Origin of the sequence: Limnohabitans sp. 2KL-51, from assembly GCF_003063645.1 — a bacterium.
Classification (GTDB): Bacteria; Pseudomonadota; Gammaproteobacteria; order Burkholderiales; family Burkholderiaceae_C; genus Limnohabitans_A.
The window spans coordinates 1-26,193 of sequence record NZ_NESJ01000028.1; the positions used below are offsets into that span (position 1 = coordinate 1).

Below are 26,193 nucleotides of genomic sequence, written 5' to 3' on the forward strand. Positions count from 1 at the left end.
GTACTTTGATAGGTTGGGAGTGCCAAGGCTGTCATGACCTCAAGCTCTCGAACCGCCGGGTGCGGACCCGCATGCCCGGTGGTGTGGCAGGGGTGGCTGCAATAATTGCGGCCCCCCTATGCCGATTGTAGCTCATTATTCACTCCAGACCCACACCGTGCCACTCAATGCTTAACTCGGTAGACAAGTCTGCCCTTTCACCGTCATTGTTTCAAAATAGTCGTCTGGCCATTTGATTGCTTAAGATTTTCAGATGCGTCGCGATGGGCGCATCAGTTGGGCTTGGCATTTTGAGCCCCATGAGGCTTGAGCGGATGCGTTCCCCAATCTCCGGTTTTACCGGTGGTATCGTTTGTAGTTGCCCCAGAATTGGAGTCATCCATGACATTTACAGCACTCTCGGTCCTGTTGGTCTTTGCATTTCTTGCGGGTTGCCAAACCATTCCTTTTGACGTGGGATTTTTCCAGCCGCCGATCACTGTCTCGAGCGCACCCGCGAGGCCAATCACACAATACAGCCTGTACAACAACACCACTTTGGTCAAGTTGGGTGAGATGAAGGCGCAGGTTCCATCGTTTGATGGCAAGGGGCTGCTCTTGGCGAGTTGGACGCCTCATCCTAAAGGTGCCACGGGCCGCCCAACTTTTGTGGTGGTGCATGGGGGTCATGGACTGGTGCCCACCAACTTCGCCAGTGCTCTTTGGTTTCGCGACACATTCCATGCGAATGTCCTGGTGCTCGACAGTTACTGGAGCCGAGGTCAAAGTGAAAATTGGGCCACCAGAACACGTTTTGGCGCCAACATGAGGTCTCTTGACGTCATTGCAGCAGGCCAGTGGCTGCGCGATGTTAACAAGGTGGACACGGCACAAATGTTTGTCATGGGCGACAGCCAAGGGGGCTGGACCGTTCTCAGGGCCTTTACAGATGACCCGTTCCTTAGTGGCCACATGAAGGGCTTGTACCGCGGGGGCATCGCTGCTTATCCAGGCTGCTTTTCGCATGGCACACCCACAGCCCCTACTCTGTCCCCCTATACAGCCCCTGTGATCGTTTTCACGGGGGGCAAGGACACGGCGACACCCATCTCAGAGTGTCCGAAGCGGGTACTGGAGTCAGCCTCCCAGTGGCGTCATTACCCAGACCAGACGCATGGTTGGGACTCGGCGAACAGAGGGGCTGCCGGTATCCCTGTCGACGGCGAATGTGGCAAAGCCATGAATGTTTACAATAAATTTGCGGTATGCCGCAGCGATGATGCCACCGATGACATGCGACGCCACATCCAATCGTTCGTTAAAAATTTGATCGCAAGGCCCAGCAGCTGAGTTCTGCCGCGGTCACCAGGCCTGCCCAGCAAGCCCATGTCGCGCACGGTCCAAACACCCGAAGCGCCAGCCCAGCCAGATCCACACACAGTTGACCCGCCATTTTGAACTGGGGCTGCACTCGGCTCAGACCCTGCCATGTGCGCAGCCAGCACAAAAAAGCCTGCACATGTGCAGGCTTTTTTGGCTGTGCTTGGCGTTATCCGGCTTGACCGAACTGCGCCTGACGGCCCCGATTCCCTCCGGGCCAAGCGGTCAACGAACCACAGCGATCTGTGAACGCTCGCCACCTTTGTAAGTGAACAATGTCAAAGCGCCGTTTTTGATGTCGCCTTTTTCATCAAAAGCGATGTTGCCGGTCACGCCTTTGTAATTGATGCTCTTCAAAGCAGGCAGGTACTTGGCAGGATCGGCTGAACCTGCGTTGACCATGGCAGTCGCCATGACCTTGACAGCGTCATAAACGTAAGGTGCATACACCTGCACGTCGGCGTTGTACTTGGCTTTGAAGTCTGCACGGAACTTGTCCATGCCGACTTTTTGCTCGCCTTCCACACCACCGGCTTCAGCGCAGACCACGCCTTCGTCTTTCATGGCGTCACCGGCCAACTTGGCCAATTCAGCTGTGCAGATGCCGTCACCGCCCATGAACTTGGCATTGATGCCCAAGGACTTCATCTGGCGCAACATCGGGCCAGCCACAGCGTCCATGCCGCCAAAGAACACGATATCGGGCTTCTTGGCCTTCAGGGTGGTCAGGATGGCGTTGAAGTCAGAAGCTTTGTCGGTGGTGAACTCGTGGCCAACAACAGCGCCTCCGGCCGCAGCCACAGCTTTCTTGAACTCTTCAGCCACGCCCTGTCCATAAGCAGTACGGTCGTCGATGACGGCGATGCTCTTGCCTTTGAGGGTCTCTACGGCGTATTTCCCGCGAGTGCCGCCCAAGTGCACGTCATCAGCCACCACGCGGAAAGCGCCCGCGTAACCCTGACGGGTGTACTTGGGGTTGGTGGCCGAAGGAGAGATTTGAGGAATGCCAGCGCCGTTGTAAAGCTGCGAAGCGGGAATGGTGGTTCCGGAGTTCAGGTGGCCGATCACGCCGTTGACTTTGGCATCGACCAATTTTTGGGCCGCTGCAGTGCCCTGCTTGGGATCGGCTGCGTCGTCTTCGGCCAGCAACTCGAATTTGGCAGTTTTGTCGCCAATCTTCAGGCCCGCGGCGTTCAGCTCTTCGATGGCCATGCGGGCACCATTTTCGTTGTCCTTGCCCAAGTGAGCGATGGCACCGCTGACAGGACCCACGTGACCGATTTTGACGACCAGTTCGGTCGATACAACTTCTTTTTTGCCGCAAGCGGCCAAAACCACTGCTGCAACGGCAACAGACACCATGGTCAAAGAACGTGAACCAGTAAATTTCATAGAAACTCCGAAAATAAATTTGCTTCAATCAAGCAAGCCGTAAAGATACTGCAAAAAAGTGCTTCTGTAACTCAGGAAAAACCAAAACCTGTGTGCTCGCAACATCAGGGCTCAACATCTTGGAAGGTTCGCGCGCGCTTGTCCCAAACACTTTGCAAGGTTCTTTGCACCAAATCTGCCGTCAAACGCTCAATTTCTGGGCGGAGATTTTCAAGCAGATCCGAAGACAAGGCCATCAAGGTCTGTTTCTCGGCGACCCGCGCATCCAGCGCCACATGCACTGCCTGCGGTACGTGAGCCAACGCCATGTCCTGAGTCAAAGTTGGAATTTGATCAGGGGAGAAAGGTTGGCTCGAAGACGGTGTTTCAGCTTGTGTCATGTGTCGGCCACCTTGGACAAATCGTGTTGTAAAAGTTCGTAACCAAGACTTTTGTAATGCTTCCAACGCAACCGGGCTTGGTCGCGACCGTGCTCGTCGTTGGAAACAATCTCAATCAAGCGGGCAAAGCGCTCGAAGCCCAAAGGCACATCATCTCCCAAGTTCATCAACACCTCGTCGATGCCCCAGGCATGTGGATCCGGTCCAAGAGCCACTGGCGAAGCCTGCTGAACATCTGAGGCGTCATGTACGGTGCAATGCGCCAAAAATGATACATCCTGAAAGCGCCACAGTTCGGCGTCGAGTTGCTTGAGCGTTGCGGTTGCACCCACCACCGCGATGCGCAAATTTTGAGTACGCGCCTTGCGCAGCAAGCGGCAAGTGTGCAGCAGTCGTTCGCCAGTATTGAAGTGAAACTCAATGCGGGTCATGGGTAAAAATGGCTGGGTGCAAACTGTAAGCTCAAGCCTTGCCCGCAGTGCGCGCCTTGACTTTGCTCTTCACGCCCGACTTGACCGCAGCTTTGGATTTGCCATGGGATTTAGCCGTTGGCGTCGCTTGCGCAGCGGTCAGCAGGTACTGCAAAAGCAAGCCCACAGGGCGACCTGTGGCCCCCTTGGCCGCACCGCTGCGCCAAGCGGTGCCCGCGATATCCAGGTGTGCCCAGGCAAAGCTCTTGGTAAAACGCTGCAAAAACTTGGCCGCAGTGACCGAGCCTGCGGCCCGGCCGGCCACGTTGGCCACATCGGCAAAACGCGACTTCAGACCCTCGGCGTAAGCGTCATCCAAAGGCATGCGCCAGCAGGTATCGCCCGAGGCCTCGCCCGCGTGCTGAAGCTGCATGGCCAGCGCGTCGTCGCTTGAAAACAGGCCCGTACGCACTGCGCCCAGCGCGATCACGCAGGCACCCGTCAGGGTGGCGATATCGATCACGGCTTGTGGTTTGAAGCGCTCGGCATAGGTCAGTGCATCACACAGCACCAGACGGCCCTCGGCATCGGTATTCAAAATTTCAATGGTTTGCCCGCTCATGCTGGTCACCACATCGCCTGGTTTCACTGCCAAGCCATCGGGCATGTTTTCGGTGGCGGGAATCAGGCCGATCACATTGATGGCCGGCTTGAGCAGGCCGAGGGCCTTGAACACGCCCAGCACACTGGCCGCGCCGCCCATGTCGTATTTCATCTCGTCCATCTCGGCGGCAGGCTTCATGGAAATACCGCCCGTGTCAAAAGTGATGCCCTTGCCGACCAGCACCACCGGAGCCTGCGAGGCCGCCGCGCCGTTGTAGCGCATGACAATGAAGCGCAAAGGCTCGGCCGCGCCCTGGGCCACAGCCATGAACGCGCCCATGCCCAGTTTGGCCACTTCTTTGGGGCCCAATACCTCGCATTTGAAGGCGCGGCCCGAGGCGATGCTTTTGGCCGTCTCGGCCAAGTGTGTGGGCGTGGCATGGTTGGCTGGGCGGTTGGCCCACTCCTTGGCCAACTCGACCCCGGCGACCAGGGCCTGGGCCTGGGCCACCGCCTGGCGCAGTTCAGCCCTGTCGTGCGTGGCGCTCACCAGCACCTGTTTGAGCATGCGGGCCTTGGGCTTGCTCAAGGTGGTGGTGTAGTTGTAACTGGCATCGGCCAGGCTGCTGAGCGCCATTTGCAGGCCTTGGACAGACGCCTCACCTACCACGTGCAACCCCAGACGTTTGATCTTGCCCGCCTTGAGCGCAACCCAAGCCGCCTGCATGGCGCTGCGTATCTGCCCGGGCTGGTTGTCTGCGCTGCAGACCACCACCACGTGTCGGGCGGCCATGCCTGGCTGGCTGTACAAACTCAGTAAGGCACCGGCTTTGAGTTCAAAATCACCGTGGGCAATAGCTTGGGCCAACAAGCGTGAGACCGGCTCCACCGCTTGGGTATCGGGCTGCACTTGGCTAGGCCAAAGCACCACCATAGCGTCCACCGAGGCGGTCATGGCATGAGACAGAGAGAGCTTTTGAAATTCGAAGTTCATAATTCGGGTTTTCCTGTTTTCCTAATGTTATTCCATTCCTCATTACGCAAAGACCTTGCCCGCAATTTTGGCGCCACGCTGGTCATTTTGGTGACCATCGTGATGACCATCATCCTGATCCGCACCCTGGGTCAGGCCAGTCGGGGCAGCGTGAACCCATCCGAGGTGATGCTGGTCATGGGTTTCAGCGTCCTGGGGCAGATGACCACCATCATCACCTTGAGTCTTTTTATTTCATGCGTGGCCACTTTATCGCGCATGTATGGCGAAAGTGAAATGGTCATTTGGTTTTCAAGTGGCCAGGGCTTGGGCCAGTTTATCCAGCCCCTTTTTCGTTTTGCCTGGCCCATCTTGCTGGTGATTGCTCTTCTGGCCCTGTTTGTTTGGCCTTGGAGTCACCAGCAAATCCAAGACCTGCGCCAACGCTTTGAAAAACGCAACGATGTCGAGCGCATCGCGCCTGGCCAGTTTCAAGAGTCCGCAGGCGGCAACCGGGTGTTCTTCATTGACAAGGACAGTCCGGGTGAACGCACGGGCAACAACGTGTTTGTCTCCAGCCGTGACGACCAGTTCGACAGTGTGACCACAGCTTCTCGCGGGCGGGTCGAATTTGTAGGCACCGACCGGTTCCTGTTTCTGGAAAACGGCCAGCAATGGCTCTCCGTCCTCGCTACTGGTGAAACCCGGTTGACCCAGTTTGACCGTTACCAACTGCTGATTGATGCCAACTATGCGCCCCTCAATTCCGTGCGCAACAGCCGCCAAAGCACCACCTGGCAACTGATTGAACAACCCACGCCCGCCAATCGAGCCGAACTGGCCTGGCGCATCGGTCTGCTGTTCACCGCCATCAACTTGATTCTGCTGGCACTGGCGTTGTCTGCGGTCAACCCCCGGGTCGGCCGAAGTTACCACCTGGGTTTGGCGCTGTTTGTGTTTGTGGCTTACTACAACCTGCTCACCGTGGGCCAAAACTGGATCAGCGTGGGTCGCATCGATGCTTTACCCTTCATGCTAATGCTGCACGGCGGCGTCTTGGCACTGGCCTTGGTGTGGCTGAGTCTGCGCCACATGAACTGGAGCTGGCGTCACCTCCTGCCAGCCGTGAACCGCCAACCGGAGGCCACTGCATGAAAACTGTGCGCCGACTGCTTTACGGCGAAATCATCCGCGCGGTGGTCTTTGTGGCCCTGGGCTTTTTGGCCCTGTTTTTGTTTTTTGACCTGGTCGACGAGCTGCAGGCCATCGCGCGGCATGCTGCACAGGGCTACCAGTTGCAGCACGCCCTGCTGTTCATCGCCCTCAAAACGCCTGACCACATTTACGAATTGCTGCCGATCTCGGTGCTGATTGGCAGCATCTTTGTCATGGCGCGGCTGGCCCAAAGTTCCGAATTCACCATCTTGCGCACAGGGGGTCTGGAGCCCTGGATGGCCCTTTCCTCGCTGCTCAAGCTGGGCCTGGTGTTTGTCGCCATCACCTTCTTTTTTGGTGACTACGCCGCGCCTTGGGCAGAGCGACAGGCACAGCAATTCAAGGCCCCTTTTATGGGCCAACTGACGACAGGCCAAACCGGGGCCTGGTTGCGCGAGAAGCAGGGAGACCAGCAATACGCGGTCAACGTGCGCCGCTTTGACGGCATCCGGCAGATGCAAGACGTGCGCATTCACACCTTCAATGAAAAAGGCCAGCTTTTGAGCATCACGACAGCCCGTCAGGCTCAAATTCAGCCAGGCCAGTGGCAGCTGAGCGAAGTGGAAGAAAAATCAATCCTCTTGCCCAGCACAGCCGACCCCAAGCCATTCAGTGCCACCAAGCTTGCCAACAAAGTTTGGACGACCGACATCAGCAGCGACATGGTGGCTGCCGCTTTGCTCAGCCCGGACCGCATGAGCACCTGGGAGTTGTTCAGCTACATGCGCCACCTCTCGGCCAACAACCAGAACGCCCAGCGCTACGAAATTGAGTTTTGGCGCAAAGTGTTTTACCCCTTGAGTTGCCTGGTCATGCTGGCGCTGGCGCTGCCCTTCGCCTATTTGCATTTCCGCTCGGGGCAGATCGCCGGACACGTTTTTGCGGGCGTGCTCGCGGGCATCAGCTTTTCGCTGCTCAACAGCGTTTTCAGCCACGTCGGCAACCTGAACAACTGGCAGCCCCTGCTGACCTCAGCCGCACCCGCGCTCATTTACAGCGCCGTCTCGTTAGCGGCCTTTTGGTGGATGGTTTTAAGACGATGACAAGCCCCATGACACCGCACAGCGGCGTGATTTTGTTCGCCCATGGCTCACGCGATCCGCTTTGGCGATTGCCCATTGACGCCGTGGCCGAGCGTGTGCGTGCGCAACAACCCAACTTGCCCGTGGCCGTGGCTTTTTTGGAGCTGACCGCGCCAGACCTGCCCAGCACCGTGGAGGTGCTGATGAAACAAGGCGTTAACCATCTGCGCATCGTGCCCATGTTTTTGGGCGTGGGCCGACACGCCCGCGAAGACCTGCCCGATCTGGTGCAAGGCCTGACCGAGGCTTACCCACAAATGTCGTTTGAACTCTTGCCCGCCATCGGTGAACACCCCGCCATGACCGCACTCATGGCCGAGATCGCGGTCGGATCGGTTTAATCAGACATGTAAAGCATAATGCAGGTCATCCATATAACCATAGTCATATGAACCTGCACCAATTTCGCTTCGTCCAAGAAGCCGCTCGACGCAACCTCAACCTGACTGAAACCGCCAAAGCCCTGCACACCTCGCAGCCCGGGGTGTCCAAGGCCATCATCGAGTTGGAAGAAGAGTTGGGCATCGAGATCTTTGCCCGTCATGGCAAACGACTCAAACGCATCACCGAACCCGGCCTGCACGTGCTGCAAAGCATCGAGATGATCCTGCGCGAAGTGAGCAACCTGCGCAAAATCGGCGAGCAATACAGCGCCCAGGACAGCGGCACTTTATCGATTGCCACCACCCACACGCAAGCCCGCTATGTGCTGCCCGTGCCTGTGGCCAAGCTGCGCGACAAATACCCCAAGGTCAACATCAGCCTGCACCAGGGCGCACCCGACCAAGTGGCCAAAATGCTGCTGGACGACACAGCGGAGATCGGCATCGCCACCGAATCCCTGTCGGCTTACGAAGAACTGGTGACCCTGCCATGCTATGAGTGGCAACACGTGCTGGTGCTGCCGTTAGACCATCCCCTGGCCAGCAAAAGCCACCTCTCGCTCGAAGACATCGCCAGCGAACCGCTGATCACTTACCACCCCTCTTTCACCGGGCGCAGCCGAATTGACCAGGCCTTTGCGGCCAAGAAAATCACGCCCCGCATTGCCCTCGAAGCCATCGACTCCGACGTCATCAAAACCTATGTGCGACTGGGCCTGGGCATCGGCATCGTGGCCGAAATGGCCGTACAAGACGACCCCGTCAAAGACCTGGCCGTGCGCCCCCTGGGCCAGTTGCTGGGCATGAACGTGGCTCGCGTGGCCTTCAAGCGCGGGGCCTACCTGCGACAGTTTGTGTACCAATTTGCCGAACTGCTGAGTGACCGCCTCACCGCACCGCTGATTGCCAAAGCCATGACGGGCCACGTCAACGATTACGAACTCTGACCGCCAACGCCATTCTGATACTCATGACCGCCAACAGCCCCACCCTCATCTCCAAGGCGCCCCACATGGGCACCACCATCTTCACCGTCATGTCCGCCTTGGCAGCCGAGAAAAAAGCCGTCAACCTCGGTCAGGGCTTTCCGGACTTTCCGTGTGACCCACGGTTGACCGACTTGGTCAATGACGCCATGCGCGATGGCCATAACCAATACCCGCCCATGCCCGGCGTGGCCCCGCTGCGCGAAGCCGTGGCCGCCAAAATCGAAGCCCTGTATGGCCGCCGTTACAACCCGGCCAGCGAGATTACCGTCACCGCCGGTGCCACCCAAGCCATCCTCGCCATCATCTTGGCCATCGTGCACCCTGGCGACGAAGTCATCTTGCTCGAACCCTGTTACGACAGCTACGTGCCCAACATCGAGCTGGCCGGTGGCCGCGTGGTGCGCGTGCCCCTGACCCCTGGCAGCTTTCGCCCAGACTTCGATCGCATTCGCGCGGCCATCGGCCCGCGCACCCGCGCCATCCTGATCAACACCCCGCACAACCCCAGCGGCATGGTCTGGACACGCGAGGAAATGCTGACCCTGCAAGACATTCTGTCCCCCACCAACGTGGTGCTGATCAGCGACGAGGTCTACGAACACATGGTCTACGACCCCTTGCAACACTGGAGCGCCGCGCACTTCGACGGCCTGGCTGCGCGCGCCTTCATCGTCTCCAGCTTCGGCAAAACTTACCATGTGACGGGCTGGAAAGTCGGCACTGTGGCCGCTCCGGCCGACTACACGGCCGAGCTGCGCAAGGTGCACCAGTTCATGGTGTTCACCGTGAACACCCCCATGCAACACGCCCTGGCCCGCTACATGGCCGACCCGGCACCCTACTTGGAGTTACCCGCTTTTTACCAACGCAAGCGCGACCTGTTTCGCCAAGGTTTGGCGCAAACACATTTCAAGCTTTTGCCGGGTGAAGGCACCTACTTCCAGTGCGCCGACATCTCGGGCCTGCAAGTACCCGAAAAAAACTTGAGCGAAGCCGACTTCTGCCAATGGCTCACTGCTGAGATCGGCGTGGCCGCGATCCCCATGTCGGCTTTTTATGGCAACGGATTTGACCAAAAAGTCATCCGCTTTTGCTTTGCCAAAACCGACGAAACCTTGCATGCAGCGCTGCACAAACTCAAAGGGCTTTGAGTGTCAGTGAACAAACCCAAGCTGGAGACCTTCAAGCGTCTCCAGCACAGCCTTGCCACCGCTGGCCTCGCGCTGCTGGCCGCCTGCTCGGTCTCCGCACCGCAAGCCCTAACGCCTGTGCTGCCCGACAAAATCGTGGTCAGCAATGCCGTGCCATCCACCCCCACCCGTTTTGACTTGCCCACAGGCCAAAGCCTAGTCGGCAGGTTTTGGATCAGCCCTCAGCCACAGCACATCGTGCTGGCCGTGCACGGATTCAACGACTACAGCAAAGCCTTTGAGCCGCTGGCCCAGCATCTGCTGGCCGAACTGCAGGCCACGGTCTACGCCTACGACCAACGCGGCTTTGGTGCCAACCCCCAGCCGGGTATCTGGCCTGGCACGGATACGCTGCTGGCTGACCTGCGCGACATCGCGGCCCAGCTGCGCGAGCGCCACCCTGGACTGCCCCTCACAGTGGTGGGTGAAAGCATGGGTGGCGCAGTCGTGCTGGTGGCTGCCAGCGAAGCACCAGGACTTGCCGCCGACCAACTCATCCTCAAAGCCCCCGCTGTTTGGGGTGCGAACAGCATGCCTTGGTACCAACGCCTGAGCCTGTACACCATGAACCTGGTGGCACCCGAGATGAGCTTCACTGGCCGGGGCCTGCCCTCATTGGGCATCCGACCCACCGATGACCCTGAAGTCTCACGCGACTTGAGCCGCGACCCGCTGTTCATCAAAGCCACCCGCGTCGGCAGCCTAGCCGGGGTGACCGAACTCATGGGCCGCGCTCAAACCCAAACCGCCTTGCCACCCCAACGCACCCTGGTGCTGTACGGCCTGCGCGATCGCATCATCCCGGCGCAACCCGTGTGTGATTGGCTCACGCACCTGAACACGGCGGTGCCACAGCCCGGCACGACCGACATCGTCATTTACCCCGAAGGCTGGCACCTGCTGACGCGCCAACTGCGAACGCGCGAACCACTGCAAGACATGGCCCGCTGGCTGCACAACACCCCCTTGCCCCAACGACAAAGCACTGCCCAAGCTCAACAAGTGGTTTGCAAGGGGCTTTGAAAAACCTAAAGTTTTGCGAAGCAAACCAACCTGAATGCTGTAGCGCGCCTGCCTAAGCGCTCAGTCGGCCAAAAAACGGATCAGTTCTTGGGCCACTTGAACAGGGTCTTCACGCTGCGGAAAATGCCCACACGCGGGCAGCACCTTGCGCTCATAACGGTTCAAAAAAAGCGATGCTTGCCCCTCGGATGTTGACGCGGGGTTAACGCCATCCACGCCCCCGTGCAACATCAAAGTCGGCAAATCCAGGGGCGAGACACGGCTCAAGGCTTCTTCTTCGGCGGCATAACGCGGGTCGCCCGGGGCATGCCCCCAGCGGTGCTGGTAAGAGTGAAGCGTCACCTCTGGCCAGTCGTCGTTGGCAAACACTTCGGCCGTGGCATCGAATTCCTGGTCGTCATACCACCCGGCCGGTGACCAGGTGTCCCACATGATTTTGGCAAAAGCAGTCCCCCTCTCGCGCACCTCACTTTGGCCTCTGGGCGTGGCCATGAACCAGTGGTACCAATAGTTGCGCACCTGTGTCAGCGACAAATTCTGCGATGGTAAATTGGTGCCATAGGCCACCGACATCATCACGAGGTGGCTGGCCACGCCCCGCTGCAAAGCGCAAGCGCTGGCGGCCGCACGGGCGCCCCAGTCATGGCCCACCAAAGCCGGTTGCTTCAACTCCAGTCTCTCGATCAGATCCAGCACATCGCGACCCAGGGCAGAAATTTGACCACTGCGCGGCGTCTTGGCGTGCAAAAACCGTGTGGGCGAAAACCCCCGCAACGCGGGCACCACCACCCGCCAAGCTTGCGCCGCCAGCAAAGGCGCTACACCTGCCCAAGTGCGCACACTGTCGGGCCAACCGTGCAACAAAATCACCGTGCGTCCAGCACCCGGGTTCCAATCTTGATAACCGATGCGCAGTACATCGGTGTCCACGAACTTCAGATCAGGCGGCATCTGTCACTCCCTTGCATGAACACGCACTCACAAGCCCGGCGCACCGGCCGACATGAAACCCCCATCGACGGGTAAGGCCACACCCGTGGTGTAGCTGGCCTCATCAGACACAAGGTACATCACCGCCGCTGCAACCTCTGTGGTCAGGCCATAACGCGCCATCGGAATGGCCTTGGCGTATTCACCGCGAAACTGTTCCGAGTGCAACTCACGCGTCATGGGGGTATCCACCGGCCCGGGACACACCGCATTGGCGGTGATGCCATGCTCGGCCAACTCCACCGCCATTTGCCGGGTCAAAGCCACCACCGCCCCTTTGGAGGTGCCATAGGCCGTCCGCCCCTTGCCCACAGCCCGCAAACCCGCCACCGACGCGATGTTCACAATGCGGCCCCAGCGCTGAGGCACCATCAGCCGAGCGGCGTGTTGAGCGCATAACAAAGTCCCCGTCACATTCACAGCCATCGTGGCCAAGAAGTTGTCCAAAGGGAAATCCAGAAAGGGGAAAACTTTGGCGATGCCGGCACTGTTGACCAGCACATCACACCGCACATCCTGCGCCTCCACCGCCGCAAACACCTGCGCCACTGAGGCTGGATCGGCCACATCCAGCAACACGGCTTGGGCTTGCCCCCCTTTTTTTTGCAGCTCATCTGCCCAAGCCTGCGCACTTTGCACATCTTTGTCGGCCACCCAAACTTTGAATCCTTTGGCGGCCAAAGCCAGGCAAACCTCTGCGCCAATCCCTTTGGCCCCACCGGTCACCAAGGCCACGCGCCCATTTGAAGCTGACAACGTCATACACACCCTCTGTTGATTGGCCAACAGGGCACCCACTCGACCGCTGCACACGCGATCAAGCCTCACGCCCGCTTAAAGCCTGGACAAAAAAATCAGCCGTCCCCATTTGACCGCCCTTCAAAGCGACCTCCAGTTGGCGCAAATGGGGCTTGTCCGAGAAGAGCTTGCACAAAGGTGCACCCGGCGCCAAGCGGGCATGCACCTGCAAGGCCTGCGGGCCCAGCCGCTGCATGATGGTGCTCGATGTGTCGCCGCCCGAGAGCAACAAACGTGGCACATCCACGGTTAGCAACACCCGCTCGGTCAACTCACCCAGGCACTCGCCCACCAAACGCCCGCCTTGCAGCGCAGCTTGCGCCTGCGACAGCCCCGAGGCCATCAAACGATCACGCAATTGACCGATGCGCACATCCCCCGTACCGCGTGCCGTGTGCACCACCACACTGTGCCCGCTGTGCCAAGCCAACACGATCATCTGGGCCATGTCCGCCAAGGCCTGTTCGCGCTGCGTGAGCCATGCACACACATCCAAAGCCACCTCTGCAAAGCCCGCCTGCACGGCCACGTCGACTTGCTGCGCGCTCAAGGCCGAAGCACTGGCTGACACCACCAAAACCTGAGCAACAGCCGAAAAGCCATCAAATGATGGGGCTGAGGCGGGCCATGGCGTGGGCGAACCCGCACCCCACCATTGCGTCAAGGCGTACTCCAACCCCGAAGAGCCCACAGCAAACATCGGCCCCGGGCTTAAAGCCGACAAACGCTCCAAATGCCGCCCGGTGGCCGTCAGGTGTTCAGGTCGGGTGCCATCGAACAGCAAAGCCTCGCAGGGCGACGCCAGCAAGGCGTCCACTTCGGCATCCTGCAGCGCCTCGGGCCGCTCAAAAAGGGGCAGCTTGACACCCGCCACCGTTTGGCGCGTCTGCATGGAGAAATGCCTGGCCAAGTCCGACTCGGTCATGGGCGTCACAGGGTGCACACGCATGATCGGATGGCGGTCGATTCGATGCACTTGGCCGTCCGTTGCCGAGCGCGCAAACAAGTGTCCAAAAGCACAATAACGGCCCAGGGCCGGGGTGGCGGCCACCACTGGAATCACCCCGTGGCCAAAGGCCTGGCGCGCCAAATCCATCACATGCCCGATGCTGCCCACATCGGGATGGCTGTCAAAAGTTGAGCACACCTTGTAATGCACCAAGGGCACCGGCAGCTGGGCCAACGCGGCCAATACGGGCGGCAACTCCTCATCCATCTCATCCGGGCTCATGGCGCGGCTGTGACCGGCAACGCCCACGGCGTCAAACGGACCCAAGGCCTCTAGCAATGCCGCACTGGGCACCTGCAAAAACAAAGCGCAGCGAAGCCCTGCAAAGGTCAGTACCTCCAGCGCATCGGTCGAGCCTGTGAAATCGTCGCCATAAAAAGCCAGCCGCATGGCGGTCTTGGGTGATTGTTCAGTCATGGGTCAGCTCACCCCAAAATGCGACAAGGCCCGGGCCAAAGCGCTTTGATGGGCAGCGGCCTGCTGAAGGTCCACGCCCGCAACGGCCGCCTCCCAAGCCTGGCGCATGCTTTGCACTCCGGCGGCGGTGCCGTCTGGGTGGCCAATGATCCCACCCCCCGCCAAATGCATCAGGTCGCAAGAGGCCAGCTGTCGGTAAATTTCCGGGGCCAAACCGGCCCACTGGCCTGAAGAAAAAACAGGCATCAAAGGATGCAAGCCTGCAAATGGGCGCAAGCAGTCCTGCGCATTGGCAAACACCGACGCATCGGGCTCCCAAAATTTGCTGCTGGGCCCATTCACATGCAAATGGTCCACCCCTGCCAGCCGCCAGAGCTTTTGATAAGCCGCAAAAGAAAAACCCAAGCCCGGGTGGCGCGTCAACGCGCCCCAACCGTTGCGGTGGCCATGAATGGGCAAAGCGGTGTTCTTGCGCAAATGCTCCACCCCGGCAAAACCCACCCAATTCACACTGACCATGACACAAGTGCCACCGGCAGCGGCCACGGCGTCGCTTTGATGCAGCATGTCATCGATGGAGCCCGACACGTTGAAGGCATACATCGGCATGCGACCCAATCGGTCGGCATGGCGATGCAGCACCGGCATCACCGCCGCCAGTCGCGCAGCAAATGGCTCGTAAGGCGCATTGGCCATCAATTCATCGTCCTTGATGAAATCAATCCCCGCAGCGCACAGAGAGTCCACCAACTGCGCCGTTTGCTCAGCACTCAAGCCAATGCTGGGTTTGACAATCGTGCCCACCAAGGGACGCCCGTGCACACCCGCCAACTGGCGCGTGCCCTCAATGCCAAAGGCCGGACCCTGAAACTCGGCGGCATAGGCGGGAGACAAATCAAGATCGAGCAAGCGCAAAGCCGTGACTTCACCAAGCTCAAACAAATTGCCAGCCACCGTGGCCAAGAGCGAAGGCAAATTCGCCCCGACATTGGCCACCGGAAACGCAATCTCGATTTCGGCCCGCTCAAAAGGCCCATCCAGCCCCTGGCGCTGCACCAAAGCACTGTGCAGTGTGGGCTGCGCGCTGGAAGGAATCGGCTGCACTCGGGTGACCCGGGCACGCGAGCGCTCTTTCAATTGCGCGGTTTCGCCGGGCAAGGTGACAAAGGTGCCACTGGATTGCTCCCCAGCAATGATTTCGGCCACTTTGCCGGAGGGCACCGTGCTTTCAACGAAATACCGGGCTGTGAATTCGGAACGCGCACCAGGCTGGCTCATGGATCAAGTCTGCTAATTAGGAAGAAGCCAGCATCGTATGACGCTTGATGGCCCACCACAAGGCAAAACCGTTCAGAAAAACGCCATCGTGCGCACTTCGATGCTTTCGCGTTTCAGGGCATCGGGCGCAGTATCCGGGTGCTCAAAAGCCGAATGCCCCATGAAGCGACAACGGCCATCGGTGGCCGAATCATAGGTTTTGAGAATCAAAGCGTGGTGGGCCTCCATGAATGGAAAGAACATCCAGCGGTGTTTGGGCGAATGCCGCATGACGTAAATTTCACCTGTTCTGTCCAGGTACTTGAGCTCCATGCGCAGCATGTCGCCTTCGTCGTGCGTCGAGGCATCGCACATGGCCAAGGGCAACTCCTCAACCCGTTGGTAGAGCGGCTTCCACACGTTGTAAAAAGCCACCCGGCCCTGCAGCAGTTGCGGGGCGTCATAGGGCAAGATGTCATGGACCCTTTGTGGCCCGCTCTTGACCGTGTAATCGCTGTGAACCAACAAGACGGCGGGCCTTTGGACTTCGGTCTGCTGCTTCAGATCAGCGGGCAAGCGCTGCCGGATGGTGTGGTCAAAAACTTCCACCCGCTTGGCCCCCGTGTGAGTCTTCACAAAATCCACCACCTGCTGATAGAACACCTGCTTGACCTGCGCTTCATCGCCAAAGTCTTTGAAGGAGGGGTCAAAGTCATGCAACTCAAAGCCCTCTTTGTCCAAACGAATGTCATGTCGCAAAGGCCAAGCATCGTGAATGGCCATTTCGTGCACGTCCGTCCCGGGCGGATTGATCTTCACGCTCGGGTCCGGCTCGTAAAAATAATAGTCCGGTGGTTGGCCGTTGTCCTCTGAGTAATTCAGAGTCGCGCGGACGGCGTGCAAATCGGTCATGGCGGATGTCAATTCGTTTTTTGGGTGGTGAAGCCTTCGTACACCATGGTGTTTTGCCAGCAAGGCAAGGCCTCAATGTCTTGCAGCAGCCAGCGTGTCAGATTTTTGTGGGGACCCAAAGGCAACTTTTGCCACCCGTGCAAATGCAAGGGGGCAGCCAAGGCGATGTCCGCAATGGTGACTTGGTCACCACACACCCAGCGGCTGGATGCCAGGCGTTTGTCCAAAATACCCGCCAGCTTGTGGAACTGAGCCTCCTGCGCCGCCAGAACTTCCGGGTCAGGCGCGCCGCCCAGCAATGGCTTGACGCAGTTTTCCACCAGGAAAACATAACAGCTGGGAAACCAGCTTGAAGACTCCCAAAGCAACCAGCGGTTGATGTCGGCACGGGTTTTCAATTCCCGGGGATAAGACGATGCATGGCCAATTTTGTCTGCCGCGTACTGCAAGATGGCGTTGGACTCCCAGAGCTCCAAATCGCCGTCCACCATGGCAGGCAAGGATGCATTGGGGTTCAGACTGATAAAGGGTTCCAGTTTTTGTTCTCCCTTGAAGTAGTCAACGTGCACCAACTCGTAGGGGGCACCCATCAGCTGCAATCCAGCCAGCACTTTTTTGCAATTGACGGTGATCGGGTCTGCGTGAATTTTCATGTTGTCTCCGTGGTTTGTATGGTTTCATGAACAATCGCCTGGCCAGTTTAAAAATTGACCCGCATCAAAACAACTGCTTTAATGCAAATCGATTGTTTATGAATCACGAACAATGAGCTCGACCGAACGGCAGCTACGCCCCATCTCCACCGACATGCTGGCCGCCTTCCTGAAGGTGGCGGAATGTCGCAGCGTCAGTCAGGCCGCCGTTTCTTTGGACGTGGCCAAAAGCCTGATCAGCAAGCGCATCGCACAACTGGAAGAGCGCCTGGAAACCACGCTGTTCAGCAGAAGCACCCGAAAGGTCGCGCTGACGCCAGCTGGAGAAACCTATGTGGACTATGCAAAAAGGGCTCTGGCCGAAGTGTCTGACGGCATGGAACGCGTGCGCTCGCTGCGAACCGAGCTGAGTGGCAATTTGCGATTGACCGCACCGGTTTCCTGGGGGCAGCAGGTTTTGGCCAAGCACCTGCCTGAATTTCTCAAGATGCACCCCAATCTGGAGATCGACCTCATGTTGAACGACCGCATGATGGACATGGCCGCCGAGCGCATCGACGTCGCTTTGCGTTGGTCAAGCCATTCGAGTCATGAGCGCCACGGCACCCCCCTGACTGAAATTAAATGGTTTTTGACTGCCGCCCCCGCTTACATCGCACAACACGGCCTGCCCTCTGAACCTGTCGAACTGAACGATCACGCTTGCGTGTATTACCGTCGCGACAGCACCGATGATCACTGGACCTTGCGCCACAACCTGGCCGCAAGTCCGAGCGACCCGCGCCATGTGGAAGTCAAAGTGAATGGGCGATACCGCGTTGACAATCCTGAAGCCGTGTTGGAATCCGCAATACTAGGCATGGGCATCGCCCTCTTGCCAGACTACCTGTGCGTCCCAGCCATCGAAAAAGGCAGCTTGGTCAAAGTGCTGGCACCTTGGACCCCGCAAACCAAGTTCGGCACCCACATCGTTGCCCTGTGTCCACCCGAGCGAAAAAAGATCTCTCGGAATCAGGCCCTGATCGATTACCTGCAACGCACCATGTCCCAAGACAGTTGATGCAAACGTCAAATTGCACCTGACGACCGATTCAGACCGATAAGGTGGCTTATTGGCACTTTTTTCAGTCAGTGACCCCACCCAGACTTTTGAGCACACCCAGCCACAAGGCGTCGCGCAATTGGTAGGGTCGTGGCTCTTGTTGGCCGCTGGGCTGGTCATTGACCGAGGTCTGCACCAAGACAATGCCAGATTTGGGCTGCACCATGATGAGCTGACCATGGATGCCCTGCAATGCAAATGTGCGCTCTTTGAAAGGTGCAATCCAGGTTTGGTAGCCGTAGCCCATACCCGGCGTCGCGTAGCGTGGCCGAAATGCTCCCGGTTGGCGTGTCGCATCCGTCGCATCCAGCAGGTAATCGCGGGGGATGATCTGAACATCACCCCTGAGGCCATCGTTGGCCAGCAACACACCAAAGCGTGCGTAGTCGCGCAAAGTGGCATTGAAGCTTGCGCCAGTGCCCTCGCCTTGGTCTGCACCTGCCAGCAACCAACGCGCCTCGGCTTGTGCGCCCATGGGTTTCCACAACCAATCTTCGGTCATCTGGGTGATGCTCATGCCTGCGGCCCGACTCAAGACCCTGCCCAAAATTTCTGTTTCGATGGTGGCGTATTTAAAGCGCCTGCCCTGCTCTGCTTCTCGGGTGGTCTTGGTGTTGAGATATTCCACGATCTTTTCGGGCCGCATGCGGTTCTCAGGTGAATACAAGACGCGGCCCCAAAGCCAAATGTCGTCGTCGGGCGTCCAGGTGTAGAGCTCTCGGAAAGGCACGCCAGACGACATGCGCAACAAGTTGCGGATGGTGGTTTGGCCGTATGCGGAGGGCGCAATTTCAGGCCAGTAGTCGGCCGCTTTGTCGTCCAGTGAGCGAATCAGGCCTTTGCCATGTGCAATGCCCACCAGCATGGCCGTGAAGGTTTTGGCCATGGAAAAGGACCGAAATCGCATATCGGGCTGTCGGCCGTATTGGTAGCGTTCGGCCACCACACGGCCATCCTTGATCACCATCAGGCCCGTGGTTTTGGTGTCGGCCATGAAATCGTCCAAGGTCTTGCTGAATAAGCCCCAGCGGTAGCTGATGGCGGGTGCGTCTTGCCAACGCGGCAATGGCATGGGGTCGCCAGAAGGACTCACGACAGAGCTGGGCGCGATTTTTTCATTGGCAGACCAAGTGCCCACCCGGCACTCAGGCCGGGTTAAGGCTTGGGCACAAACCGGGTAACCTTGTTTCATGCCCAAACGCTCGGCATCTGGACCATCCGGGCGCATCAAAGCGGTCTCGGCCCCGGCTCCAAAATGCATCGCGAGGCAGCCAACAAAGACCAAGGATATGGCCCATTTAGAGGGTGAAAAAATCATAAATTCTCCAAAAGGCGTCTGGTGATCCAATGAAACATTTCACGAAAAGCTTATCAGACGCTTTGATACCGCCAGCAGCATACGGCTTCGGACAAACCACCATGCACCACGCCCTGCGCAGGCGCTAAACTGTTTTGACTGTATGGCCCAGCCCCCCAACACCCGCCGAGGAGCCCATGAGCGAACTTGAACAATTTTTGGCCAGCCGCGATGCTTTGCTGACCCACCGCACCGACTACGAAGCTGCCGTGGAGGCGTTTCGCTGGCCTGTTTTGACACATTTCAATTGGGGGCTGGATTACTTTGACAGCATTGCACGGGACAACTCCGCCCCGGCTTTGCACATTGTGGAGGCCTCGGGCGAGCAGTTTCGCCTGAGCTACGCAGAGCTGTCGCAACGCTCCAACCAAGTGGCCAACTGGTTGGTGGCCCTGGGCGCGCGCAAGGGCGACCGGATTTTGCTGATGATGGGCAACGAAGTGCCCTTGTGGGAGACCATGCTGGCGGCGATCAAGCTGGGCGTGGTGCTGATTCCCGCGACCACGCTGCTGTCGGGCGATGATTTGCAAGACCGCCTTGAGCGCGGGCGGGTCAAGTGCATCATCACCAACGCGGGGGGCATGGCCAAGGTGCTGGATTTGCCCAGCGCCGTGACCCACGGGCTGACTTTGGTGAGCGTATCGGGCGGCGCGGGCTTGCCTGCGGGTTGGCAAGATTACGCGCTGTCGCACCAAGCCAGCACCGCCTTCATCCAGCCCGAGCCGACGCGGGTGACCGATCCTTTGCTCGAGTACTTCACCTCGGGCACCACGGCCAAACCCAAGCTAGTGCAACACACCCAGCAAAGTTACCCGGTGGGGCACTTGTCCACTCTCTATTGGCTTGGCCTGCAAAAAGGCGATGTGCATTGGACCATCAGCTCCCCTGGTTGGGCCAAGCACGCCTGGAGTTGCTTTTTTGCGCCACTCAACGCCCAAGCCTGCGTGTTCATTTACAACTACGCGCGCTTCAATGGGCCGGACATTCTGGGCACGCTGGTGCAGCACAAAGTCAACACCTTGTGCGCTCCGCCCACGGTGTGGCGCATGTTGATCCAAGAGGACCTGAAATTTTGGCCTGTGCAGTTGCGCGAGTTGATCTCGGCAGGTGAACCGCTCAACCCCGAAGTCATCGATCAGGTTCGGGCAGCCTGGCAAATCACCATCCGTGACGGTTATGGCCAGACCGAAACCACCGCCCAGATTGGCAACCCGCCGGGTGCGCCACTCAAGGCGGGCTCGATGGGACGGTCCTTGCCGGGCTACCGCATGGTGCTGCTGAACGCCGATGGACAAAGCTCAGATGAAGGCGAGATTTGCATTGACCTGGCGCACCGCCCCACAGCCCTGATGAACGGCTATGCAGACGACGCGGAAAAAACCGCCGAGGCCATGCGCGATGGCTACTACCACACAGGCGATGTGGGCCAGCGCGACGAGCAGGGTTACATCACGTATGTGGGACGGGCCGACGATGTGTTCAAGTCTTCGGGCTACCGCATCAGCCCCTTTGAGCTGGAGAGTGCGCTGATCGAACACCCGGCCGTGGTTGAAGCGGCGGTGGTGCCCGCGCCCGACCCCTTGCGCGGCTTGGTGCCCAAGGCCTATGTGATTTTGGCCCCGGGCTACACGCCGGATGCGGCCACGGCGGGTGCGATTTTCAAATTTTTGCGGGAGCGGGTTTCGGCCTACAAATTGGTCCGTCGCATCGAGTTCAGCGACTTGCCCAAGACCATTTCGGGCAAGATCCGCCGGGTGGATTTGCGCGCCCAGGAAAATGCGCGTGCAGCCCAAGGCGGCCACCATGCGGGCGAGTTCCGGGAAGAAAATCCATGAGGCTCGCATGAAGAAATGGATGCTTGCATGGCTGATGGCAGCCCTGCTGCTGCCCACGGCGTTTGCCCAGCGCTTGTACGACGGCAGCGGTCGGCAGATTGGACGGGTGGATGCCGAACGGTTTTACAACGCTTCGGGTCAGCAAATCGGGCGCATCGATGGCGAGCGCGTGTATGACGCGTCAGGGCGGCAGTTGGGGCGCATCGATGGCACCCGGGTGTACAGCGCCTCGGGCAGCCAGATGGGACGCATCGACGGCGAACGCCTGTACAGCGCCTCGGGCTCGGCCATGGGCCGCATCGATGGCGACCGGCTCTACGACGGCTCTGGCCGCCAGATTGGGCGCGCCGATGGGCTGCGGCGCATGCAAGTGATCGTGTTTTTTTATTTCTTCATGTGAGAGGGCCACCATGACCGTTCGTGAAATCCTCAAGATGGGCGATGCCCGACTGCTGCGCATGGCCGAGCCGGTGCAAACCTTTGACACGCCCGAGCTGCACGCCTTGATCGCCGACTTGCACGACACCATGGCAGCCGTGAACGGCGCAGGCCTGGCCTCCCCGCAAATTGGCGTGAACTTGCAATTGGTGATTTTTGGCAGCACGGCGGTGAACCCGCGCTACCCGGGCCGCCCGCTGGTCCCGCGCACGGTGCTGCTCAACCCGGACATCACGCCGCTGGGGACCGAGGAAGAAGAAGATTGGGAAGGCTGTTTGTCGGTGCCGGGCTTGCGCGGTGTGGTGCCACGCTGGTCGCGCATCCGCTACACCGGCTTTGATGAAAAAGGCACACCCATCGACCGCACGGTTGACGGTTTTCATGCCCGGGTGGTGCAACACGAGTGCGACCACCTGATCGGCAAGCTCTACCCCATGCGGGTGCGCGACTTCAGCCACTTTGGTTTCACCGAGGTGCTGTTTCCAGACATCAGCGCGGCAGAGGACGATTGAGCCAACGCTCCAAGCCTGCTATCCAAAAAATGACCTCAAGCCCCAACTCATCGGGGCTGACGCAAAGGTTTGAGCAAGTCACTCAAACCGTTGTGGTCAATCTCTTGCATCAGTTGCAGCAGTTGACCGATTTCACCTTTGGGGAAACCCTCACGCGCAAACCAGTTGAGGTAATTGCCGGGCAAGTCGGCGATCAACATGCCCTTGTGTTTGCCAAAGGGCATGGGCGTGTTGACCAGTTTCATCAGGTCTTCGGGTTTCATGGGCGAGCCTTTCAGTCTTGTCCGCTCAGGCTTCGCCCCACAACCATTGACGCACTCGCGCATGGAAAGCTTCGGGTTTCGACACCATGACCCAATGCCCACAGGGCAATCCCTGAACAGCACTGCCAGGACTGCACGCGACTTTTTCCAGCCATTGGGTCGAATGGAACATGAAGGGCTTGCGCTCGCCGTAGACAAACAAAAGCGGCATGGGCAACTGAATTTGTGCCGCCCGTTTGAAGCCACCTGCCGTGCCGAACCACTGCATGGCGTAGGGATAATTCATCTTGTGGGTGATCGAGGCAGGGTCAGAGGGGCAGCGCAGCCAGCGGGCCATGGCGCGGGTCATGCGGGTGCCCAAGTTACCGCCCAGCTTCCAGGCCAAGGCCAGCCACACTTGGTAGCCCATGACGGACAGCTTTTCCTTCCAACCCCATTCTCGAAGCAGGGCACCCGAGTTGTGGTCCCCCACATCCACCGCCACCACACGGGCCACGCGCTCTGGGTGGCGCATGGCAAATTCGTAGCCAAAAATGCAGCCCCAATCGTGCAACATCAAGGTCACGGGCTGGTCGGGGCTGATGCGGTCCACGGTCTGACGCAAGAGCTGGCACATGTCGTCCAAGCTGGTCGCGGCAGGGCCTGTTTCAAAGCCGGGCAGGGTCAAACGGGCGCAACTGGCGCGGTCTTGCAGTGCGGCCACGGTGCCGTCCCACAATTCGCGGGTGTCGGGCCAGCCATGCAGCATGAGGATGACTTCGTCGCCCTGCCCTTGCAGCCAGACTTCGGTGCCGTTGACGGTGATGCACAGTTCGTTATTCATTGGGTTTCAGCGTTGGACGCCGCCCAAGGTTTTGGGCGACGGTTTGCGGGGCGCGTGGGCTGATCGCCCATGGTGTTTTTTTAGGAGCCCACCCCTGTGGGCGATTGCATGACAACACACCCAGCAATCGCCCACGGGCTGGGCTCCTACAAGACAAGGATCACAGCGCTTTGGCCAGGCGCGCAACGCCTTCGAGGATCTTGTCTTCGCCCACGGTGGCAAAACTCAGGCGGAAGGTGGCGTTGTCGGGGTTAGCACAGAAAAACGGTGTGCCCGGCACAAAGGCCACGCCTTGCGCGATGGCGCTTTTAGCGAACACATTGCCATCATTGACCTTGCCGCCTTCGCCTGTGAGGCGCGCCCAAACAAACAAACCGCCTTGCGGCTGCACAAACTCGACCGCATCGCCGAGCTCCCGGCGCAAAGCGTCGCCCATGGTTTGGGCGCGCTGGGCATACACGCTGCGCACTTTGTCGAGCGTGGCAGGCATGCGGCCCGCCAAAAGATATTGCGCTGCTGTGGCTTGGGCAAAGGTGCTGGTGTGGGCATCGCTGAACTGTTTGCACATGGTGGCGCGGGCCAGTAATTCGGCCGGGGCCACCATCCAGCCCACACGCAGGCCGGGCGACAACACCTTGGACAGCGAGCCGCAATGCACCAGCAGCTCGCGGCTGCCGGGCACCGATGCGCTCATGGCCAGCAAACTGGGTGGTGGGGCTTCGCCAAAGTACAAATCACCATAGGGGTCGTCTTCGACGATGAGGGTCTGGTGTTTGACCGCCATCTGAAGCACCTGCTTGCGGCGCTCGGCGCTGAGCAAGGCACCGCTGGGGTTGCCGAAGGTGGGGATCAGGTACACAAACTTGGGCTTGTGCTCGGCGATCAGCTTTTCCAGCTCGTCGGTTTTCACGCCGTGGCCGTCCACCGGGGCGCTGATGAGCTCGGCCCCATAAAGGCGAAAGCACTGGATGGTGGCCAAAAAAGTCGGGCCTTCCACGATCACCTTGTCGCCGGGGCTGATCATGGTTTTGCCGATCAAGTCCAGACCTTGCTGGCTGCCCGTGGTCACTATCAATTGCTCGGCCGTGACGTCTTTCGCCCCTTTTTGGCCCATGAAGTGCACCAGTTGCTCGCGCAGCGGGCCAAATCCTTCGGTCGCGCCATACTGCAGGGCCGCGCCGGGGTCTTGGCTCAGCGCGGCGTTGCTGGCTTCGCGGATGCCCTCCACGTCAAACATGGCGCTGTCAGGAAAACCGCCTGCAAAGCTGATGATGCCGGGTTTGCCCAAGAGCTTGAACAGCTCGCGGATGGCGGAGGTTTCGACGTTGTTCAGGCGGTCGGCAAATTGCAAAGGCATGGTGTATCTTCCCGTGTTGACTTGGTAGTCATTTTGCCAACTTCTGGACACCCCATGAAACCCGCACAGATCGAATCCTTCTTTGCCACTCTACAAGCGGCCAACCCGTTGCCCGTGACGGAGTTGGAATACACCAGCGTGTTCGAGCTGCTGGCCGCTGTGCTGCTGTCGGCCCAAGCCACCGACGTGGGCGTGAACAAGGCCACTCGCCGCCTGTTTCCGGTGGCAGGTACGCCACAAAAAATCCTGGCGCTGGGCCTCGCAGGACTGGAGGACCACATCAAGACCATTGGTCTGTTCCGCAGCAAAGCCAAACACCTGATGGAAACCTGCCGCATTTTGGTGGAGCAGCATGGCGGCCAAGTGCCCCGCACGCGTGAAGCGCTGGAAGCCCTGCCCGGCGTGGGCCGCAAAACGGCCAATGTGGTGCTCAACTCCGCTTTTGGTGAGCCCACCATGGCGGTGGACACGCACATTTTTCGCGTGGGCAACCGCACGGGCTTGGCACCGGGGAAAACGCCTTTGGCGGTGGAGCTCAAGTTGCTCAAACGCATTCCCGCCCCCTATTTGGTGGATGCACACCACTGGCTAATCCTGCATGGGCGATATGTTTGCCAAGCACGAAAGCCGATGTGCACGCAATGCACGGTGGCGCCGTTTTGTGACTTCAAACCCAAGACGGCTTGACTTCATGGGCCCCGCCCCGGGGCATGGGCGCGCCCTACAATCCCCACCCATGACTGAAAACGCTCCCATCGAAGCCCCCAAGCCCAAAGGCATCCCGGCTGACGTGCCATTTTTGCGCACCGTCAAAAGTTATGTGCTGCGCGCCGGCAGAACCACCATTGGCCAGGCCAAAGCCTATGAGCTGTATGGCCCTGCCAATTTGCTCCCCTACGCTCCCCTGTCCCTGGGCGCCAGCGCCGCGTTTGGCCGTAAGGCCCCGCTGATTCTTGAAATCGGCTTTGGCATGGGCGAAGCCACGGCCCACATCGCCCGGGTTCGGCCCGATGACAATTTTCTGTGCTGCGAGGTGCACGAGGCCGGGGTTGGTGCCCTGCTCAAACGCATTGGAGAGCAAGACCTGCACAACATCCGCATACTGCGTCACGATGCGGTCGAGGTCATTGACCACATGCTCCGTCCGGGCGTGCTGGACGGCGTGCACATTTTTTTCCCGGACCCTTGGCACAAAACCAAGCACTACAAACGCCGCTTGATACAGCCTGAACTGGTGAACAAGTTGGCCCAGCGCCTCAAACCGGGCGGCTACCTGCATTGCGCCACAGACTGGCAACCCTACGCCCAGCAGATGATGGAAGTCATCAGCGCCGAGCCCTTGCTGGCCAACACCAGCGATGCAATGGGGGGCTATGCCACCAAGCCCGACTACCGGCCGCTGACCAAGTTTGAAAACCGGGGCCTGAAACTCGGCCACGGTGTGTGGGACCTGGTGTTCCGCCGAGTCTGA

The 26,193-nt window shown here is 59.3% G+C and carries 27 protein-coding genes; 13 read left to right on the plus strand and 14 right to left on the minus strand.

Features of this window, described 5'->3' with window-relative positions; all coding sequences use genetic code 11:
* Positions 1-381: 381 nt before the first annotated feature.
* Complete coding sequence (locus tag B9Z49_RS20025) at positions 382-1,329, plus strand: dienelactone hydrolase family protein (RefSeq protein WP_108355208.1); 948 nt, start codon at positions 382-384, stop codon at positions 1,327-1,329.
* A 255-nt stretch (positions 1,330-1,584) separates the two neighbouring features.
* Here the strand turns inward: B9Z49_RS20025 and B9Z49_RS20030 are convergent, their stop codons facing one another.
* From B9Z49_RS20030 to B9Z49_RS20045, 4 genes are all read right to left on the minus strand, one after another.
* Entirely contained in the window at positions 1,585-2,751 is a 1,167-nt protein-coding gene (locus B9Z49_RS20030) for a branched-chain amino acid ABC transporter substrate-binding protein (RefSeq protein ID WP_108355209.1), read from the minus strand.
* Between the two features lie 104 nt (positions 2,752-2,855).
* Positions 2,856-3,131, minus strand: a complete 276-nt coding sequence (locus B9Z49_RS20035; RefSeq protein WP_146188573.1) for a hypothetical protein — start codon at positions 3,129-3,131, stop codon at positions 2,856-2,858.
* Complete coding sequence (locus B9Z49_RS20040; protein ID WP_108355211.1) at positions 3,128-3,562, minus strand: DNA polymerase III subunit chi; 435 nt, start codon at positions 3,560-3,562, stop codon at positions 3,128-3,130. The genes B9Z49_RS20035 and B9Z49_RS20040 overlap by 4 nt, the downstream gene beginning before the upstream one ends.
* A 31-nt stretch (positions 3,563-3,593) precedes the next feature.
* Positions 3,594-5,138: a leucyl aminopeptidase gene (locus B9Z49_RS20045; protein WP_108355212.1), complete on the minus strand. Its 1,545-nt coding sequence runs from the start codon at positions 5,136-5,138 to the stop codon at positions 3,594-3,596.
* Between the two features lie 24 nt (positions 5,139-5,162).
* Here B9Z49_RS20045 and lptF point away from each other — a divergent pair, with 24 nt between their 5' ends.
* The 6 genes from lptF to B9Z49_RS20075 are packed head-to-tail and all read left to right on the plus strand — an operon-like array spanning position 5,163 to position 10,999.
* Complete coding sequence (lptF, locus tag B9Z49_RS20050) at positions 5,163-6,272, plus strand: LPS export ABC transporter permease LptF (protein WP_108355213.1); 1,110 nt, start codon at positions 5,163-5,165, stop codon at positions 6,270-6,272.
* A complete protein-coding gene (gene lptG / locus B9Z49_RS20055) occupies positions 6,269-7,375 on the plus strand; it encodes an LPS export ABC transporter permease LptG (RefSeq protein WP_108355214.1) in 1,107 nt (368 codons plus the stop codon). The genes lptF and lptG overlap by 4 nt, the downstream gene beginning before the upstream one ends.
* Before the next feature lie 8 nt (positions 7,376-7,383).
* The gene (locus B9Z49_RS20060; RefSeq protein ID WP_233254736.1) at positions 7,384-7,755 is read left to right on the plus strand and encodes a sirohydrochlorin chelatase; all 372 of its coding nucleotides are present in this window, start codon (positions 7,384-7,386) and stop codon (positions 7,753-7,755) included.
* Between the two features lie 47 nt (positions 7,756-7,802).
* Complete coding sequence (locus B9Z49_RS20065; protein WP_108355216.1) at positions 7,803-8,744, plus strand: CysB family HTH-type transcriptional regulator; 942 nt, start codon at positions 7,803-7,805, stop codon at positions 8,742-8,744.
* 23 nt (positions 8,745-8,767) lie between these two features.
* Positions 8,768-9,937, plus strand: a complete 1,170-nt coding sequence (locus B9Z49_RS20070; RefSeq protein WP_108355217.1) for a pyridoxal phosphate-dependent aminotransferase — start codon at positions 8,768-8,770, stop codon at positions 9,935-9,937.
* 6 nt (positions 9,938-9,943) lie between these two features.
* Positions 9,944-10,999 carry an alpha/beta fold hydrolase gene (locus B9Z49_RS20075; protein WP_158273557.1) on the plus strand — a complete coding sequence of 352 codons (1,056 nt, stop codon included), beginning with the start codon at positions 9,944-9,946 and terminating at the stop codon, positions 10,997-10,999.
* A 60-nt stretch (positions 11,000-11,059) separates the two neighbouring features.
* Here the strand turns inward: B9Z49_RS20075 and B9Z49_RS20080 are convergent, their stop codons facing one another.
* The 6 genes from B9Z49_RS20080 to B9Z49_RS20105 all read right to left on the minus strand — a co-directional run bounded on the left by B9Z49_RS20080 (position 11,060) and on the right by B9Z49_RS20105 (position 17,035).
* Positions 11,060-11,950: an alpha/beta fold hydrolase gene (locus B9Z49_RS20080; protein WP_108355219.1), complete on the minus strand. Its 891-nt coding sequence runs from the start codon at positions 11,948-11,950 to the stop codon at positions 11,060-11,062.
* A 27-nt stretch (positions 11,951-11,977) separates the two neighbouring features.
* The gene (locus B9Z49_RS20085) at positions 11,978-12,751 is read right to left on the minus strand and encodes an SDR family NAD(P)-dependent oxidoreductase (protein ID WP_108355220.1); all 774 of its coding nucleotides are present in this window, start codon (positions 12,749-12,751) and stop codon (positions 11,978-11,980) included.
* Between the two features lie 55 nt (positions 12,752-12,806).
* Positions 12,807-14,213: a four-carbon acid sugar kinase family protein gene (locus B9Z49_RS20090; protein WP_233254737.1), complete on the minus strand. Its 1,407-nt coding sequence runs from the start codon at positions 14,211-14,213 to the stop codon at positions 12,807-12,809.
* Positions 14,214-14,216: 3 nt separating this feature from the next.
* Complete coding sequence (locus tag B9Z49_RS20095; RefSeq protein ID WP_108355221.1) at positions 14,217-15,491, minus strand: ribulose-bisphosphate carboxylase large subunit family protein; 1,275 nt, start codon at positions 15,489-15,491, stop codon at positions 14,217-14,219.
* A 72-nt stretch (positions 15,492-15,563) separates the two neighbouring features.
* On the minus strand, positions 15,564-16,382 hold the full coding sequence (locus B9Z49_RS20100) for a CmcJ/NvfI family oxidoreductase (RefSeq protein WP_108355222.1): 819 nt from the start codon (positions 16,380-16,382) through the stop codon (positions 15,564-15,566).
* An 8-nt stretch (positions 16,383-16,390) separates the two neighbouring features.
* Positions 16,391-17,035 (minus strand): glutathione S-transferase family protein, encoded by a 645-nt coding sequence (locus B9Z49_RS20105; protein WP_108355223.1) that lies wholly within the window; start codon positions 17,033-17,035, stop codon positions 16,391-16,393.
* A 112-nt stretch (positions 17,036-17,147) separates the two neighbouring features.
* On the opposite strand from B9Z49_RS20105, the gene B9Z49_RS20110 reads away from it, so the two are divergent.
* Positions 17,148-18,095 (plus strand): LysR family transcriptional regulator, encoded by a 948-nt coding sequence (locus B9Z49_RS20110; RefSeq protein WP_108355224.1) that lies wholly within the window; start codon positions 17,148-17,150, stop codon positions 18,093-18,095.
* A 64-nt stretch (positions 18,096-18,159) separates the two neighbouring features.
* Here the strand turns inward: B9Z49_RS20110 and B9Z49_RS20115 are convergent, their stop codons facing one another.
* The gene (locus B9Z49_RS20115; protein ID WP_158273558.1) at positions 18,160-19,398 is read right to left on the minus strand and encodes a serine hydrolase; all 1,239 of its coding nucleotides are present in this window, start codon (positions 19,396-19,398) and stop codon (positions 18,160-18,162) included.
* Between the two features lie 233 nt (positions 19,399-19,631).
* Here B9Z49_RS20115 and B9Z49_RS20120 point away from each other — a divergent pair, with 233 nt between their 5' ends.
* The 3 genes from B9Z49_RS20120 to def are packed head-to-tail and all read left to right on the plus strand — an operon-like array spanning position 19,632 to position 22,279.
* A complete protein-coding gene (locus tag B9Z49_RS20120) occupies positions 19,632-21,329 on the plus strand; it encodes an AMP-binding protein (RefSeq protein WP_108355226.1) in 1,698 nt (565 codons plus the stop codon).
* A gap of 7 nt (positions 21,330-21,336) precedes the next feature.
* Positions 21,337-21,729 carry a 5-fold beta-flower protein gene (locus B9Z49_RS20125; protein ID WP_108355227.1) on the plus strand — a complete coding sequence of 131 codons (393 nt, stop codon included), beginning with the start codon at positions 21,337-21,339 and terminating at the stop codon, positions 21,727-21,729.
* Between the two features lie 10 nt (positions 21,730-21,739).
* Positions 21,740-22,279 (plus strand): peptide deformylase, encoded by a 540-nt coding sequence (def, locus tag B9Z49_RS20130; RefSeq protein ID WP_108355228.1) that lies wholly within the window; start codon positions 21,740-21,742, stop codon positions 22,277-22,279.
* Positions 22,280-22,326: 47 nt separating this feature from the next.
* On the opposite strand, the gene B9Z49_RS20135 is transcribed toward def, so the two are convergent.
* From B9Z49_RS20135 to B9Z49_RS20145, 3 genes are all read right to left on the minus strand, one after another.
* Positions 22,327-22,542 carry a DUF3820 family protein gene (locus B9Z49_RS20135; protein ID WP_108355229.1) on the minus strand — a complete coding sequence of 72 codons (216 nt, stop codon included), beginning with the start codon at positions 22,540-22,542 and terminating at the stop codon, positions 22,327-22,329.
* A gap of 25 nt (positions 22,543-22,567) precedes the next feature.
* Entirely contained in the window at positions 22,568-23,365 is a 798-nt protein-coding gene (locus B9Z49_RS20140) for an alpha/beta fold hydrolase (protein WP_108355230.1), read from the minus strand.
* Between the two features lie 160 nt (positions 23,366-23,525).
* On the minus strand, positions 23,526-24,722 hold the full coding sequence (locus B9Z49_RS20145; RefSeq protein WP_108355231.1) for a PLP-dependent aminotransferase family protein: 1,197 nt from the start codon (positions 24,720-24,722) through the stop codon (positions 23,526-23,528).
* A gap of 54 nt (positions 24,723-24,776) precedes the next feature.
* Here B9Z49_RS20145 and nth point away from each other — a divergent pair, with 54 nt between their 5' ends.
* Together nth and trmB are read left to right on the plus strand one after the other, a co-directional pair.
* Positions 24,777-25,409 (plus strand): endonuclease III, encoded by a 633-nt coding sequence (gene nth, locus B9Z49_RS20150; protein WP_108355232.1) that lies wholly within the window; start codon positions 24,777-24,779, stop codon positions 25,407-25,409.
* A gap of 49 nt (positions 25,410-25,458) precedes the next feature.
* The gene (gene trmB / locus B9Z49_RS20155) at positions 25,459-26,193 is read left to right on the plus strand and encodes a tRNA (guanosine(46)-N7)-methyltransferase TrmB (protein WP_233254738.1); all 735 of its coding nucleotides are present in this window, start codon (positions 25,459-25,461) and stop codon (positions 26,191-26,193) included.